13 protein-coding genes are annotated in these 15,140 nt (G+C 38.6%); 6 read left to right on the top strand and 7 right to left on the bottom strand.

The features are described from left to right. Window positions 1–153 precede the first annotated feature (153 nt). Window positions 154–636: a C40 family peptidase gene (locus O0236_RS09510; protein WP_268913379.1), complete on the top strand. Its 483-nt coding sequence runs from the start codon at window positions 154–156 to the stop codon at window positions 634–636. A gap of 79 nt (window positions 637–715) precedes the next feature. On the opposite strand, the gene O0236_RS09515 is transcribed toward O0236_RS09510, so the two are convergent. Together O0236_RS09515 and O0236_RS09520 are read right to left on the bottom strand one after the other, a co-directional pair. Continuing rightward, a complete protein-coding gene (locus O0236_RS09515; RefSeq protein WP_268913380.1) occupies window positions 716–1,144 on the bottom strand; it encodes a GNAT family N-acetyltransferase in 429 nt (142 codons plus the stop codon). A gap of 8 nt (window positions 1,145–1,152) precedes the next feature. Next, the gene (locus O0236_RS09520) at window positions 1,153–1,815 is read right to left on the bottom strand and encodes a histidine phosphatase family protein (protein ID WP_268913381.1); all 663 of its coding nucleotides are present in this window, start codon (window positions 1,813–1,815) and stop codon (window positions 1,153–1,155) included. Between the two features lie 159 nt (window positions 1,816–1,974). Here O0236_RS09520 and O0236_RS09525 point away from each other — a divergent pair, with 159 nt between their 5' ends. Beyond that, the gene (locus tag O0236_RS09525) at window positions 1,975–4,116 is read left to right on the top strand and encodes an LTA synthase family protein (protein WP_329608920.1); all 2,142 of its coding nucleotides are present in this window, start codon (window positions 1,975–1,977) and stop codon (window positions 4,114–4,116) included. Window positions 4,117–4,131: 15 nt separating this feature from the next. Further along, window positions 4,132–4,908 carry a potassium channel family protein gene (locus tag O0236_RS09530; RefSeq protein WP_268913382.1) on the top strand — a complete coding sequence of 259 codons (777 nt, stop codon included), beginning with the start codon at window positions 4,132–4,134 and terminating at the stop codon, window positions 4,906–4,908. Window positions 4,909–4,970: 62 nt separating this feature from the next. On the opposite strand, the gene O0236_RS09535 is transcribed toward O0236_RS09530, so the two are convergent. Continuing rightward, window positions 4,971–5,963 carry an NAD(P)/FAD-dependent oxidoreductase gene (locus tag O0236_RS09535; protein WP_372791814.1) on the bottom strand — a complete coding sequence of 331 codons (993 nt, stop codon included), beginning with the start codon at window positions 5,961–5,963 and terminating at the stop codon, window positions 4,971–4,973. Window positions 5,964–5,974: 11 nt separating this feature from the next. Beyond that, on the bottom strand, window positions 5,975–7,060 hold the full coding sequence (locus O0236_RS09540) for a PrsW family intramembrane metalloprotease (protein ID WP_268913384.1): 1,086 nt from the start codon (window positions 7,058–7,060) through the stop codon (window positions 5,975–5,977). Window positions 7,061–7,203: 143 nt separating this feature from the next. Here O0236_RS09540 and O0236_RS09545 point away from each other — a divergent pair, with 143 nt between their 5' ends. Next, the gene (locus O0236_RS09545; protein ID WP_268913385.1) at window positions 7,204–8,163 is read left to right on the top strand and encodes a nucleoside hydrolase; all 960 of its coding nucleotides are present in this window, start codon (window positions 7,204–7,206) and stop codon (window positions 8,161–8,163) included. A gap of 59 nt (window positions 8,164–8,222) precedes the next feature. Here O0236_RS09545 and O0236_RS09550 read toward each other — a convergent pair whose 3' ends face one another. Both O0236_RS09550 and spx read right to left on the bottom strand, forming a co-directional pair. After that, on the bottom strand, window positions 8,223–9,029 hold the full coding sequence (locus O0236_RS09550) for a Cof-type HAD-IIB family hydrolase (RefSeq protein WP_268913497.1): 807 nt from the start codon (window positions 9,027–9,029) through the stop codon (window positions 8,223–8,225). 152 nt (window positions 9,030–9,181) lie between these two features. Next, entirely contained in the window at window positions 9,182–9,580 is a 399-nt protein-coding gene (gene spx, locus O0236_RS09555) for a transcriptional regulator Spx (RefSeq protein ID WP_268913386.1), read from the bottom strand. Between the two features lie 181 nt (window positions 9,581–9,761). Here spx and O0236_RS09560 point away from each other — a divergent pair, with 181 nt between their 5' ends. Both O0236_RS09560 and O0236_RS09565 read left to right on the top strand, forming a co-directional pair. Next, on the top strand, window positions 9,762–11,798 hold the full coding sequence (locus O0236_RS09560) for a cation:proton antiporter (protein WP_268913387.1): 2,037 nt from the start codon (window positions 9,762–9,764) through the stop codon (window positions 11,796–11,798). Between the two features lie 77 nt (window positions 11,799–11,875). Beyond that, complete coding sequence (locus tag O0236_RS09565) at window positions 11,876–13,435, top strand: bifunctional metallophosphatase/5'-nucleotidase (RefSeq protein WP_268913388.1); 1,560 nt, start codon at window positions 11,876–11,878, stop codon at window positions 13,433–13,435. A gap of 55 nt (window positions 13,436–13,490) precedes the next feature. Here the strand turns inward: O0236_RS09565 and rny are convergent, their stop codons facing one another. After that, window positions 13,491–15,080, bottom strand: coding sequence for a ribonuclease Y (gene rny, locus O0236_RS09570; RefSeq protein ID WP_268913389.1), 1,590 nt, complete (start codon window positions 15,078–15,080; stop codon window positions 13,491–13,493). Window positions 15,081–15,140 lie beyond the last annotated feature (60 nt).

The raw sequence follows: 15,140 nt of genomic DNA on the forward strand, positions 1-15,140 counted from the left end.
AACATTTACAAAGGCTGCATTAAAATGATTGTGAACTATGTTGCAATCTGAAAAATTCATTTAACTGCTTTGATATTATTTTGTCACACTTATGAAACATTCTATTGGTATTCTATTCATTGTTAAATACGAATAGGAGTTGTTGAAGAAATTATGAAATTACATAAAAACATTTTATTAAGTCTAGTAGCATTATTCACATTATTAACTGCAGGTGCTTTCCAAATCGATGCCAGTGCAAAAGCAAAGGCTGATACGGATGACACTATTACTTATTCACAAGTTTACAACACAGCTAAAGCAAAACTTGGTTCACCATACATATGGGGTGCAACTGGTCCTACAGGATTTGATTGTTCTGGATTCACTAGCTACGTTTACAAGCAAGCTGCAGGTGTTACCATTGCCCGCACTGCTCAAGCACAATACAACACCAACAAACATGTTGCTTACAAGAACATTCAAAAAGGTGATTTAGTATTCTTTGGTGGCAACGCTGCCTCAATCTCACACGTTGGTATGTACATCGGTGGCGGTAAGATGATCGATGCTCAAAACCGCGGTGTGATTACTGAAAACGTTAAGGCACCATGGTGGCACTACGTTGGTTCAGCTCACGTTACTGACCTTGACTAGTATTTAACATAATCTAACAACAACTAAATAAATAATAAAAAGTACGTATGACGGAAGGTCATACGTACTTTTTATTTATCTATCTTTTAAGTTCCATCATTCGATGCCTTATCCCAGCTTCTACAAATGGTTCTGAGGTAACCGCAAATCCCAGCTTTTCGTAAAAACCGATTGCCGTTTCTTGAGCCCCTAAATAAAATTCAGTGGCACTGGCGAACTCCGGTGCGGCAAGGACGGCTGTAATAACCTCTCTAGCGATTCCTTGGCCACGATAAATCTTGAGAGTAGCTACCCGTTGAATATGAACGCGGTGATCCTCTAGAGTCCCTCTAGCAGTCGCAGCAGGTTTACCGTCAATGTAGGCTACAAAATGAACAGCATTGTCATCGCTGCCATCAAACTCAAGAGCTGGAACTACTCCCTGCTCTTCAATAAACACAGTTTTACGAATCATTCTAGCATCATCATATGTCTGACTAGTTAAGTCAGTCGTTGTTTTAACTTGCATCATAATACCTACTTTTTATTGTATGCGGTGATTTTGGCTTCATCGCCGTTAATCTCTAACTTAGTTAAGCTACCGTTGTCTGGTCGCTCAGAAATGTCATATTGTCCATTACCATAACGTTCAACCAAGCTTAATAATGTATTTCCGTGGCTAACTAACAGAACGTTATCGCCGTCAGAAATATCTGGATTTTGTTTGATCAACTCTATACCCGCGTCGACCCGTTGCCAGTATTCATCGTTATTTTCGGCTTGATGAAATGGATCGGCTTCTTTTAAGAGATCCTTCGCCTTGCCAATCGAATATTTGGCAACAATATCTTTAAATGTAGGCAAGCCATGTGGCGCACCAGCTAAATACCAAGCTTGATCCATATCAGTTCCTTCAAAGTAACCATAAAATTCCTCACGGAAATGCATGGATGGATTGGCCTTTTCAATGCTTGATGCCCGATTCTTATCCAAAATAATTTGAATGGTATCCATTGCCCGCGTTGTATCACTACAGTAAGCAGCTGCAAACTTCACGTTCGCCAACTTGTCTCCTGTATCCACAGCGTTTTGAATTCCTTTTTCTGTTAGTGGTGAATTACTCCATCCCTGTAACTTATTATATATATTGAAGTATGTTTGACCGTGCCGCACCATATATAACGTGAATTTCTTTGACATCTAAATCACACCCCTTACTTTTCTAACTCAAGTATAACAACTATCCCAAATTTTCGGGCTTAATCAGTTAAGATTTTGGCAAGGTTATAAAATTAGCTTAACTTTCGTTATTACTCTGGTAAGATGTAACAAGTAAACAACATTGAAGGAGCACCTGTTTTGAAATATATAACAAACATCCTGAAAAAAGGTAACACTCGACAAGGATTTTTGGTTTTACTATCTGTCTTATTTTGGGTAAAAACAATGATCGCGTACTTTGTCGACTTTAAATTAGGCATTCAAAACCCTTTCCAATTTTTGATTGTACTGATTAATCCAATTGCCACAACGACATTATTAATGAGCATCCCACTATACTTTAAAAGAAGCCGGGTCTTTTATCCGGTTGCAATGTTAATTGACATCTTGCAAACCGTTCTTTTATATCTGAATGTCATTTACTTCCGTGAATTCACTGACTTTATGACTGTAAGTACAATGACGGGATATTCTAAAGTTAATCAGGGCTTAAGTGGAAGTTCCATGGCGCTCACTAACTTTCACGATATTCTTTATTGGATTGACATTGTTGTGATAGTAGTTTTAATGGCCTTCCGAAAGGTTAAAATCGATCACCGCCCATTAAATAAAAGAGTCGGACTTGCCACTAGTTCTCTAGCAGTCCTTTTATTCACAGTTAACCTGTCTTTAGGTGAAATGGATCGTCCCCAATTGTTAACCAGGACGTTTGATAGAACCTACATAGTTAAATACCTTGGGTTAGACGCTTTTACCACTTACGATGGTCTAAAATCTCAACGAAGCAATGATTTGCGGGCAACTGCCACGAAATCTGAATTAAACGACGTGCTTAAGTTCACTCGTTCGCACTATGCTAAGCCTAATCCGAAATACTATGGAATTGCTAAAGGCAAAAACGTAATCGTCATTCATTTGGAAAGCTTCCAACAATTTTTGATTGGCCAAAAAATTAACGGTCGCGAAGTGACTCCATTTCTAAATAAGTTATATAAAAGTAAGTCGACCTTTGCCTATCGGAACTTCTTCCACCAAGTTGGCCAAGGTAAGACCTCTGATGCCGAAAACATGCTTGAAACTAGTACTTATGGTTTACCTCAGGGTTCACTGTTCGCTCAACTAGGTAGTGACAATGTTTTCCAAGCCGCACCCGCAATTCTTAATCAACGGGCAGGTTATTCTAGTGCAGTGTTCCATGGGAACGTAGCTAGCTTTTGGAACCGAAATAATGTTTATAAAAACATGGGTTACCAAAACTTTTTTGATGCTAGTTACTTCAACACCACCGGTGACCGCTCACTAGGGTATGGTTTAAAAGATAAACTATTGTTCAATGATTCCATCAAATATCTGCAACATCTGCAACAACCGTTTTACGTTAAATATATAACTGTTACAAACCATTTCCCATATGACCTGGATAAAGAAGATACCAACTTCAAAACAGCCAACACGAGTGACAGTGCAGTCAACAACTACTTCTTAACGGCCCACTACCTTGACCAATCAGTCCATGAGTTCTATAACTATCTTAGAAAATCTGGATTATTAAAACACTCAATGATCATCTTATACGGTGACCATTACGGAATTTCTGATTCAGAAAACAAGAGTTTGGCCAAGGCAATCGGTAAAAATCCTGATACTTGGGACGACTTTGACGACGCGCAAATGCAACGGGTCCCATACATGATTAATATTCCTGGGATGAAGAAAGGCTTTATTTCTAATACGTACGGTGGCGAAATTGATGCCTTACCAACCGAAATGCATTTATTAGGAATCAGCACCAAACGCTACGTACAATTTGGAACTGATCTGCTCTCTAAGCAACATGATCAAGTCGTTGCTTTCCGTAACCAAGACTGGGTCAGCCCAGCCTATACTTCAATATCTGATACGATATATAATAACAAGACTGGTCAAATTGCTAATTTAACTAAGAATCAAAAGAAGGCAGTTAAACGAGATGAGGATAAAGTTCAGAAAGAACTGTCATTATCTGACTCACTCAACTCAAAGAACTTGTTAAGGTTCTACCATCCAAAAGATTTTAAGGCAATTGATCCTAGAAAATATAATTATGCCAACAGCTTAGCGAAAGAAGTCAACATCGAGAAAAAGCTAGGTAAAAAATCGAAGAGTTTGTATTCTGAAAACGGTGATAAATCAACTTATGGTCTATACAAAACCAATGCTCCTGAAATCCACCACAAGTCCACTGATTCAAACCGAATTAAAATCACCAACCCAGATGCAACACACGAAAGTTCTCGGTAATCGAGGTTAGTTAACATGAAGCTAAATGTAAAATCAGGTACCATCCTACTTTATAACATTTTCTTGTCGGCACTGGCCCTCTTCTCGATGGGTCTGACCGCTCTTTCATTGATGAGAATAATTTCCCTTCATCATGGAATATTTAGCATACTTTTTTTTCTAACTTGGATAGTATTCTTCTTCGATTACGTAGTTCGTTTTTGGTTTGCCAAATCAAAAAAAGATTTCTTAATTCAAAATATGTTTGATTTGATTGCTTTAATTCCCTCCCATCCGGTATTTGCGTTTTTCCGGATTTCAAGAATTATCCAAATCATCCGCTACTACCACTTATTTTGGAAACTCGGTTGGTCAGGCAAGTTCACTAAAAGCTTTCATCGTTTCTTCTATGACACTGGCTTTATTTACCTACTATCAATTAGTTTGGTAATTGTGATATTTAGTTCTTTGATTTTTGCCGCCTTTGAACATGATTCACTTGAAAAGTCACTCTGGTGGGCCATCACCACTGCCACTACCGTTGGTTACGGTGACGTAACGCCAACAACCGGTGGTGGAAAAATCATCTCTGCTGTCCTAATGCTCGGCGGAATTGGTTTTATTGGTTTGTTAACATCGACCATTACTGACTTCTTCACAGATCAAGACCAAGAAGATGAACAAACTAAGAGTATCCAACAACTAGCAAATCAAGTTGAGCATCTTTCAAAGCAAGTTGCTAAGATGCAAAAAACTTTGAATGCCAATCAGGGTAAGCAACCTGCCAAAAAGAAACACAAGCCTAGTAAATAGGTTAAATACAAAAGTCCCACACCTTTTATTGAGGTGTGGGGCTTTTAGTTTACGTATAAAAATTATCTCTTCATTGATGTGCTATGGACTGGTCCTCGTCGATCAGGATAAATACTACTCATTGCTGCATTAACGGCCTGTGGTGCTTCACCAAAGCCGGTGGCAATCAATGCCTGCTTAGTATCATAATCAGCAACATCACCAATCGTAAAGACATTTTTGACATTAGTTTTACCACTAATGCCACTGTTTATTTTTCCACGACTGCCCTCTGGATGAACATCCCAACCAGCTAAAGCATCATCTTGAGCAATAAAACCATAATTAACGACAATGTCGTCGACGTTCATAGTTTTTTCTTCATCGCTTTTCATTTTTTTAGCGGTAATTTTAACTTGTTGGCCATCATGATCTAATTGACTGATCAAATAAGGCGTTACCGGTTCGACTTTGGATTGTTCCAGCAAGTCGACACTATGTTCCATAGCCCGAAACTTATCGCGGCGGTGCAGCAAATACACTTGTTTAGCGACTGATTCTAGTAACAGTGCCTCATCAATTGCCGCATCCCCACCACCAGCAACCAAAACAGTTCGGTCAGTGAAGTGCCCTAAATCTTTCACACTGTAAAACAGGTTTGTACCTTCAAACTCTTCACTATTATCCACCGCTAGTTTACGAGGATTAAATGCACCCACCCCTGTGGCAATGATAATAGCCTTAGACATACTGCTTCCTTGATTAGTGACGATTTTAAACTCATCACCAACCTGCTTAACATTTTGCACAGTCGTGTTCAATTTGACTTCTGTATCAACCGTCTGTAATTGTTGTTCCAGTTGAGACACCAATTCTCGACCTTTAATTTGGGGATAACCACCAATGTCCAGAATTGTCTTTTCAGGATATAACGTAGCCACTTGGCCACCCAACTCAGACAGACTTTCTAGAACCTGAGTCTTGGCATTTCTCAACCCAGCGTAGAATCCCGCGAACATTCCAGTTGGTCCACCACCAATAATAGTAATATCGTAAATTTTATCGTTATCCATAATCTTCATCCATCCTAATTACTTTTTAATCGTTTAATGATTCTGCGACTAGCTTTTTTATTCGTAATAATCTGCCCTTGTAGCGTCTTAACTTCACGTAACCCGGCATCAATCAATATGGTTATTGTAAACCAGCCAATCACGACGTCAATTAATTCTTGACCTAACGACACCCACATTGTGGAGTTGGGAATGTCCCAATCCCAGAATGTATGTAATGCAATCACTAACAATAAGAACACATCAAATCGTGGATTAGTAAAAAAATTAACTATTGTAAATGGCTTTTTCCGAGTTTTGCCCAGAATAACAGCTCCACCTACAATAGCTGCCCAAATCGTATGAGTTCCAAAAGCTTGGAAACTTCGAGTAAAGATAGTAAACAAACCATATTCACTGACATATCCAGAACTTTCAAACACCGAAAAACCCGCTCCAATGGCCGCACCGATTAGTACACCATTAAATATATAATTGACTCGGTACCGATTAATAAACAGAATAATGACTAATGCTTTAGCAACTTCTTCGACAAAGCCAACTAACAACGCATTCTCAATACTAACTGAGGTCTTGATTGGCAATGCTAAGTACAAGGTCATTGTAACTAACAGCGACATGATTCCCCCCACTAAAAAAGTGGTCAGCAATTGCAAGATAGAGATATTTTGATAAACATTAATTTCAAAAAACATCATCAGTAATGAAAAGGGGACTGCCAAAGAACCGATAAAAATCATTCCTGGAATGGCTTTGTCACTTTTGAATAAATATAATAGCAACATCAACATAGAAAAACTAATAGCTAAAACTAAAAATATTCGTGAAAAAAACCATGGTTTAACTGGTCGACTAGAGACCTTTTTTAGGCTCGGTGTTGTGGTTTTAGTACCAACAATAAATAATTTGTCGGCTTCATCCTGTGTATGACGTTTAAAGACCTCAGAAAACATTTTTGATAGATGAATTTCGACAGTTTCATCGTTATTTTCACCTAAGTGTTTGGCAATATTATCATCTAAATTGTCGTAATTTCTTTTAACACCAGTCCAGACGAACGAGCCAACTTTGCGACATGCATTAACAAATTTACTGTCCATAAAGTACCCCCTTAATCCTATTAAGATTAAACTAGAAATTAAATTGATTCAAGCCGAGCGCCGATTGAGTTTTTATAAATTATCGAGTATGATTAAATAAAGGGTTTTCATCCTTGCTATAATTATAATCGGAGGTATTCTTAATGGCCCAAAAGAAAATGATTCTCGACCTTGATACTGGTATCGATGACGCGATGGCAATCGCTTATGCAGTTGCATCTCCAGAAGTTGATTTAATTGGTATCATTGGTTCATACGGTAATGTGTACGTGAAAGATGGTGCAATTAATTCACTTAAAATTCTAGAATTGCTTGGTGCAACTGACGTTCCAGTTTACGTTGGCTTATCACATTCTTCAGAATCAGATCATTTTGACCGGATGCCAATTTCTGCCCAAATTCATGGTGAAAATGGTATCGGAGAAGTTGAACTACCAGAACCAACTCGTTCAGTTGAAGATGGTGACGCAATCGACTTCTTAATTGATTCTGTCAAACAGTACGGTAAAGATTTAATTCTCGTACCTACTGGACCATTAACTAACCTAGACGCCGCAATCAAGAAAGACCCTTCAATTACCAGCGAAATTGGTAATGTTACCATCATGGGTGGTGCTTTGACCGTTCCAGGTAACGTAACTAACGTTACTGAGGCAAACATCCAACAAGATGCTGCTGCAGCCAACCGTGTGTTTACTAGTCCTATTCATTTAACTATGGTGGGATTGGATGTAACCCTTAGAACTCTTTTAACTAAAGATGAAACTCAACAATGGCGTGACTTAGGAACTAAGTCAGGTAAAGCATTCGCTGACATTGTTGATTACTATATTAAAGCATATGAAGTAACTAGTCCCGACCTCCATGGTTGTGCATTGCACGATCCATTTGCAGTTGGAGTTGCTATCAACCCTGACTTCGTACAGTGTCTCGACCTTAACATGTACGTAACCACAGACGAAAAATACTATGGTAGAACTGTTGGCGACCCTGCTCGTCTTTCAGAACCTGACACAAACGTCAAAGTAGCCGTTAACGCAAATGTTGATGACTATCTAGCAGAATTTATGCGTCGTTTAGGCGGATTATTCAAAGAAAACTAGTTTTAAGCCAATCAAAAAGGAACTGTTGCATTAACTTGCGATAGTTCCTTTTTTAGCTATTAAAATAATTTTTGAGTATCTTCGCGATTCAAAAATGCGGCAACACCATCTTCGTCATTTGACAATGTTGTGACATTACTAACATCCTTAACATCGTCAGAAGCATTGGCCATAGCAACACCTATACCGGCCTTAGAGATCATTCCTAAGTCATTAGCAGCATCACCGAAGGTCATTAGTTGAGAGAAATCCCAGCCAAAGTGATCAAGCAGATGTTCTAATCCAACCACCTTATCCATATCTGGAGCCAAGAATTCCATAATATGTGGTTGTGAACGAACAATGTGGTAAGCGGCTTTTACTTCTGGAGTTAATTCTGCTTCATACTTATCCAATAATTCAGGTTGATCACAAATCACAGCCTTCGAATATCGCTGCTGAGCATCCAACTCAGAAAATGGTAGATGATCAAATTTTAATTGGCCATGAAACTGGGCTTCATAAAGAGATGGTTTCAAGTCGGTAATTGAATAAACCTGTTCAAAGTTCAGGATATCTAGTGGCGCATTCACTTTGGTTGCAAAGTCATGTAATACCTGCCACTGGCTCTTAGTGACTCCGCTCTTAGCCAATTCACCCTTATCTTGGTTATGAACCACCAGAGCACCATTGAACGTAATAGTATAGTCTTGTGATTCTAATAGGTCCAGCTGTTCAATCAAATGCCAGATTGCATTGATCGGTCTGCCGGTACAAAGAACGATTTTGATACCTTGGTGATGCAATCTTTTTAAAGTTTCCTCATTAGTTTTAGAAACGGTTTTCTCGCTGGTCAATAATGTATTATCCAGGTCGAGGGCAATCATCTTAATCAATTTTACGTCCTCCTCGTCTTACTAGAATAATTGTACATCTTGTATCAGCTTTATGAGCGGAAATTTTATTTTTAGGCAACAAAAAAACGCCAACAAATTCATGTTGACGTCAATCTACTGATAACCAATCAGTAATGTACGAGCTAGCCAATCATTTGTGATTCTAGCTCTCGAAGTTCGGCTTCTCGAACACTACGAGGTAGAAATCTTCTGATTTCTTCTTCGTTAAAACCAACTTCAATTCGATTCTCATCGAAGATAATTGGTCGCTTGATCAAATCAGGGTACTTAACAACAAGGCTGACCAATTGTGATACTGATAAGTCATCCAAATTTAAGTTCAACTTCTTATAAATGTTAGAACGAGTGGAAATGATATCTTCGCTACCATTTTCGGTTAAGCGTAATAACTTCTTAACTTCGTCCGCACTTAACGGATTTGAATTGATGTTTCTTTCCTTAAATTCAATGTTGTGCCCCTTCAACCATGCGCGTGCTTTACGACTCGATGCACTGCTTTGTGCTACATATAAATTTAACATTTATATCCCCCCTATGGTTTTATAAACAACATATCCTCTGCAGATAATATTATCACAACGGTAATAATTGTCAATACCGTTACTTACTTTTTATAATTGAAATTTTCACAAATAGTCAACTGTTATTCAACATATTTTTGCCTTATAATACTAATAACAAACGGTTTAGGAGGCACCTTCAATGGAAGCGTTTTATTCTGTAACATTATTGATTGTTGCAGCATTAATTTCAAACATAATTTCTTCAACATTTGACAAAATTCCCTTAACTTTTTTCGAAATTGCAAGCGGTTTTGCACTTTCTTTTCTACCCATATTTCACAATTACTCACTGGAACCAGAAATGTTTATGCTATGTATTATTGCTCCCATGTTGTATATGGATGGTTCTAGAACTGACATGAGTCGGTTCAGAAATTCACTGGGGCAATTATTCTCGATGGCAGTCTTTTTAGCCATCGTAACTGCTGTGATTATGGGATTCGTTTTTCATGCATTGTTACCAATCGTACCAATCACATTATCAATCGTATTAGCAGCAATTATTACACCAACTGATTCACTAGCCTTTTCATCAGTTACTCAAGATATCAAGATTCCAAAAGATGTTTCCGGGGCATTGGAAACTGAGTCATTATTTAATGATGCATCAGGAATCGTAATCTTTAACTTGGCCATCGTCGCTTACGTAACTGGTCAGTTCTCTCTGACTAGTGGCTTATCAAACTTCGCTATCAGTTTTTTTGGCGGTATTATTGTTGGTTTGATTGCCGGCAGAATTTTTTCATCACTACAAGATTTTTTGATTTCCAAATCAATGGATACGTCGACTGTCCTGCTTCCTCTAAGCCTAATGTCTCCAATTGCCATCTATTTAATTGCAGAGTGGTTCCACGCTTCGGGAATTCTGGCTGTTGTCTCCGCTGGAATTTTACAAGGATTATTCTCAAATCGACTTCGCTTAACAGCAACAGATGTTCAATTAGTGATTAACTCCAGCTGGCAGGTCGTTAATAATCTGCTTTCTGGCATCGTGTTCGTACTTTTAGGAGTCACTATTCCAACTGTCATTTCTCAGATGACGTCCGTAACTAATCATTTATTAGTTGAATTGCTATTATTATCCGTTGTTTTATACGTTGGTATGCTAGTTATCAGATTTTTATGGACGCGCTTTAACTTAGTAAGATTGCAAACTGACCATCCTGCCTTTAATTCAAGTAAAGATTCATTCATCGTTGCAATCGGTGGCATTCACGGAACTATCACACTTTCAATGGCACTTTCAATCCCATACACTCTCAGTGGACGGGCCTTTCCGTTTCGTGATGAAATAATCTTTGTGGCAACAGTCGTTATTCTCCTAAGTCTAATTGTTCCAACTATTATTTTGCCATTAATGCTTGATCGAAAAGCTAAACCAGACGAAGCCACCTTTAACAGCTTTCGCAATCAAATGGTTGACTACGCCTCTAATCGTGTCAAACAGGCACCAAACATCGAAATTGCTGATAGAAATTACGTTCTCGATATGCTTGCCAGTCAGAAGAAGACCGGTCATACTGATTCTAAAAAAATCAGGGTAATCATGAACGAGATTAATAACATTCAATATCAAGCCATGATGGATTCTTTGGGAAACAGCGAGACTGATAAGCGAATTGCAAATATGCTTAGTCGCAGATTTGTCGCCAACCCAGACACCAATGGTGGCTTTGGCCAAAAAATCAAGTTGACGCTTCGTCTACTCTCATCTAGAAGACGATCAAAAAAAGTTAGGCAGAAGATCACTGATTACCGGAATTCTGTTGCCGCAAAAAAACAATTACCAGAACCCAATGGTGATAACACTCCAAATAACAAGAATGCCCTATTTACTAGTCGGGTTGAATTCAGCAAGCGGATTGGTGAACTCCGCCAGAACATTGATGATATTTCATTTAAGCGAACTAATGAATATTTGGACAGTATTGAAAGTGACGATAACGTCAGTGAAGTTGCATTTGCTAGATCCGCTGTTACTTTCAGACGAAATCGTGGTAATTCACAAAATACAGCTTATCAAAAAGACTTACTAATCACTGCCTTGCAATACGAATATCAATTTGTTTCAACACAATTTAAACAGGAAAAAATCGATAAGACTCTTTCTGATAGACTTAATCAAAGTATTGCCACTGATCAAATGGTTTACCTTCAATCACTTGATGGAGATTAACAAGAATTCAAAGTGAATTTTACAATATTCACAATGTTATATATACTAGAATTCATAGATAATCTGCGGGTGAAATTATGAAAATAACAATTCTTTGTACTAGTGATACACATGGATTCATCGAACCTACCAATTATGTGGATAAAGGCTTTACTAAACCGTTTGGTATTGGTAAGGCATCAAGTGCCATTCAAGCATACAAAATGGCCCATCCAGATGAAAAAATTATCGTCATCGACAATGGCGATTTTTTAGAAGGCTCTCCTTTATCATACTTTGTTGCTAAAAAAGCCGATTCGGCTGATCAACACATCTATAATCGATGTTACAACGATGTTGGTTACCAATTGGGAACTATTGGCAATCACGAATTCGACTACGGTTTGAATTATTTAAAGGATGTTATGAAGCAGTCCCAACGCCAATTTATTTGTGCCAACATCGTTGATCATAATAATGAACCTTTCTTGGGTAAACCATATGAAATTGTTGATTTTGGGCCGTGTAAAGTTGGCTTCTTAGGTCTGAGTACGACCAGCACCAAAAAGTGGAAAAACGTCAACGAGTTAGATGACTTTAATTTGATTTCTGAAATCGACACTGCCGCTAAATACATTCCAGAAATGAAAAAGCAGGCCGACTTCATAGTTGCTGTATACCACGGCGGCTTTGAGCGTGATCATACCGGAACTTGGACCGATATTAACCCAGGTGAGAACAAAGGCTACGATCTACTAGAAAATTTTCCTGAAATTGATGCAATGATTTCTGGCCATCAACACCGCAAAATTGCCGGTCATTTATTCAAAAAACCAATCATTCAGCCCGGTTCTCGCGGTGAATTTGTCGGCAGAATCACACTGAATATCTCGAACTCTGATAAACGAATTACCAAGGGTGAATCTGAACTGATCAGCGTTGAAGATTATCCAGTTGATCCACGAATTGGCAAAGCCTTAGATCCATTATCAAAGGACGTATCCCATTGGCTAGATCATCCATTAGCTAGAATCAAGGGTAACCTATCCTTTGACGATCCATTTTCTGCACGAATTCAAGATTCGGCTTATATGGAATTCGTCCATAAGGTCCAGATGGACAAAATGGGAGTCGATATATCTGCTACGGCCCTGTACAATAACGAAGCGCACGGGTTTTCTAATCCGATTACCATGCGCAATATCATTACCAACTATGTTTACCCAAATACCTTAGTGGTTTCCGAAGTGTCCGGTGAGGACATCAAAGATGCCTTAGAAGTCTCGGCCGAATACTTCGCACTCAAAGGTGGCCGCGTAGTGGTAAATGAAAAATTCATTTTTCCGAAACATCGCTATTATAATTATGATATGTATGAGGGAATTGACTATACCTTGGATATTTCAAAACCAATTGGTAAGCGAGTTACCAAGCTAAGTTACCACGGTAAGCCAATCTCACCCGATCAAAAACTAAAGGTAGTTCTTAACCGTTATCGAGCAACAGGCGGTGGCCACTACTCTATGTTTACAAAAGACAAAATTATCAAAACAGATGACACGATTATTTCACAAATTTTTCTCGAATATTTACAAAACCATCCCGTTATCGAAGCGACCAATAACCAAAATTTCCAAGTCATTCCAGATAATAAATAAAAAATCCCTTATGATCAAATAGCTTACTAGCTACTGAATCATAAGGGATTTTTCTTTATGCCCGTTTCTTTTTCTTCTTCTTTTCAGCACCAACATATGACACTGCTTTGAAGCTTCTAATCAAAGTTACCTTGATCTTACCAGGATACGTTAACTCATTTTCAATCTGATTGCTAATTTGTGCGGCAAGTTCCTGATTCTTCTCATCATTGATCTGATTAGGGTCAACCATAACTCGAATTTCTCGACCAGCCTGAATAGCAAAACTATCTTTGACGCCCGGCTTTTGCCCAGCAATCTTCTCTAAGCTACGCAATCGATTGATATATTCTTCTGCAGACTCACTTCTAGCTCCTTGACGACCACCCGAAATGGAGTCACCAGCAGCAACTAAATTAGCGATTGGCGTTGTAACGTCCACATCACCATGGTGAGATGCGATTGAATTAACAACCTGTTCATCTTCATCATATTGTTGAGCGATTTGAACACCCAACTCAACGTGGGTACTGTCAATATCATGGTCAATTGCCTTACCAATATCATGGAATAATCCTGCTCGTTTGGCGATTTGAACATCTAAACCAAATTCAGCAGCTAATATTCCAGCAATCTTAGCAACTTCGATTGAGTGGGTCAAAACATTTTGACCATAACTAGTCCGATACCTTAATCTACCAATTAATTTCATTTCATCGGGATGAACGAAACCAATGTGTAAGCTGGTAGCAACATCCTCACCAGTTTTTCTGATTTCACTCATGAGATTACTTGAAACCGTGTCGACTTGTTGTTCGATGGTTTGCGAGTTTATCTGTCTGGTAACCATCAGATTACCAATAACTGTTCTAGCGATTTCTCGGCGTAATGGATCTGAAGTCACAACGTGCAACATCAACGGTTCATTACGATCAAAGACAATATCGACACCAGTTAAGGTTTCAATATACCTTAAATTGATATTTTCTTTACCTAACAGCTTTTGCTTAGTTCCCTGGTCAGGTAGAACAACCGAATGCTCAACGTGTTCACGAGGATAATCAACGGGGCCTCGTTGAATTGCATCGTCAGCCAACTGCTTAGCCATCTTAGGTGCAATAACTTTGGCTTCATCGTTTTGATATCTAAGTTCAACTTCTCGTTCGCGATCTAAATCTATTGCTAATTGATCTGTGATCTGTCTAGCGGCTTCTTCATAACTTAAATCACCGTTATCTTGAAGCACTTGGCGCCGTTTGTTAGCTAGTTGCTCAGCCTGAACAGCTAATTTATCAATTTCAGTCTGGATATCATCTAACTCAGATTGGCGCTCAGCTAGTTCATTATGCATTTTATCTAAACGTTGTTTAACCTGTTCAACGCCATTGGTACGTTGATCAATTCGTGACTGGCGAATTCGGTTATCTGCTTCGTAGCTATCAAGTTCTTCATCAATAGATGCTTGATAATTTTCAGTCTCTGTCTTGCCGTTTGTAACGACTTCTTCAGCGACTTGTTTTGCCTCTTTTTCAGCAGCGTGAACCATTTGTCCCGCTTGCTGTTGGGCCTGTTGAATTGCTTGGTCATGCTTTTTTTGTTCGGACTTTTGTCCAACGATTCCAGCAATCACAGCAACAATAACAGCTAATATAATTGTTATTACCAACTAGGCACCTCCCTTCTGAAAGCTTCAACCCTAATTATAACAACTTTACTAACTTTTTTC

The sequence above is a fragment of the Lentilactobacillus sp. SPB1-3 genome (genome assembly GCF_026913205.2).
Lineage (GTDB): Bacteria > Bacillota > Bacilli > Lactobacillales > Lactobacillaceae > Lentilactobacillus > Lentilactobacillus terminaliae.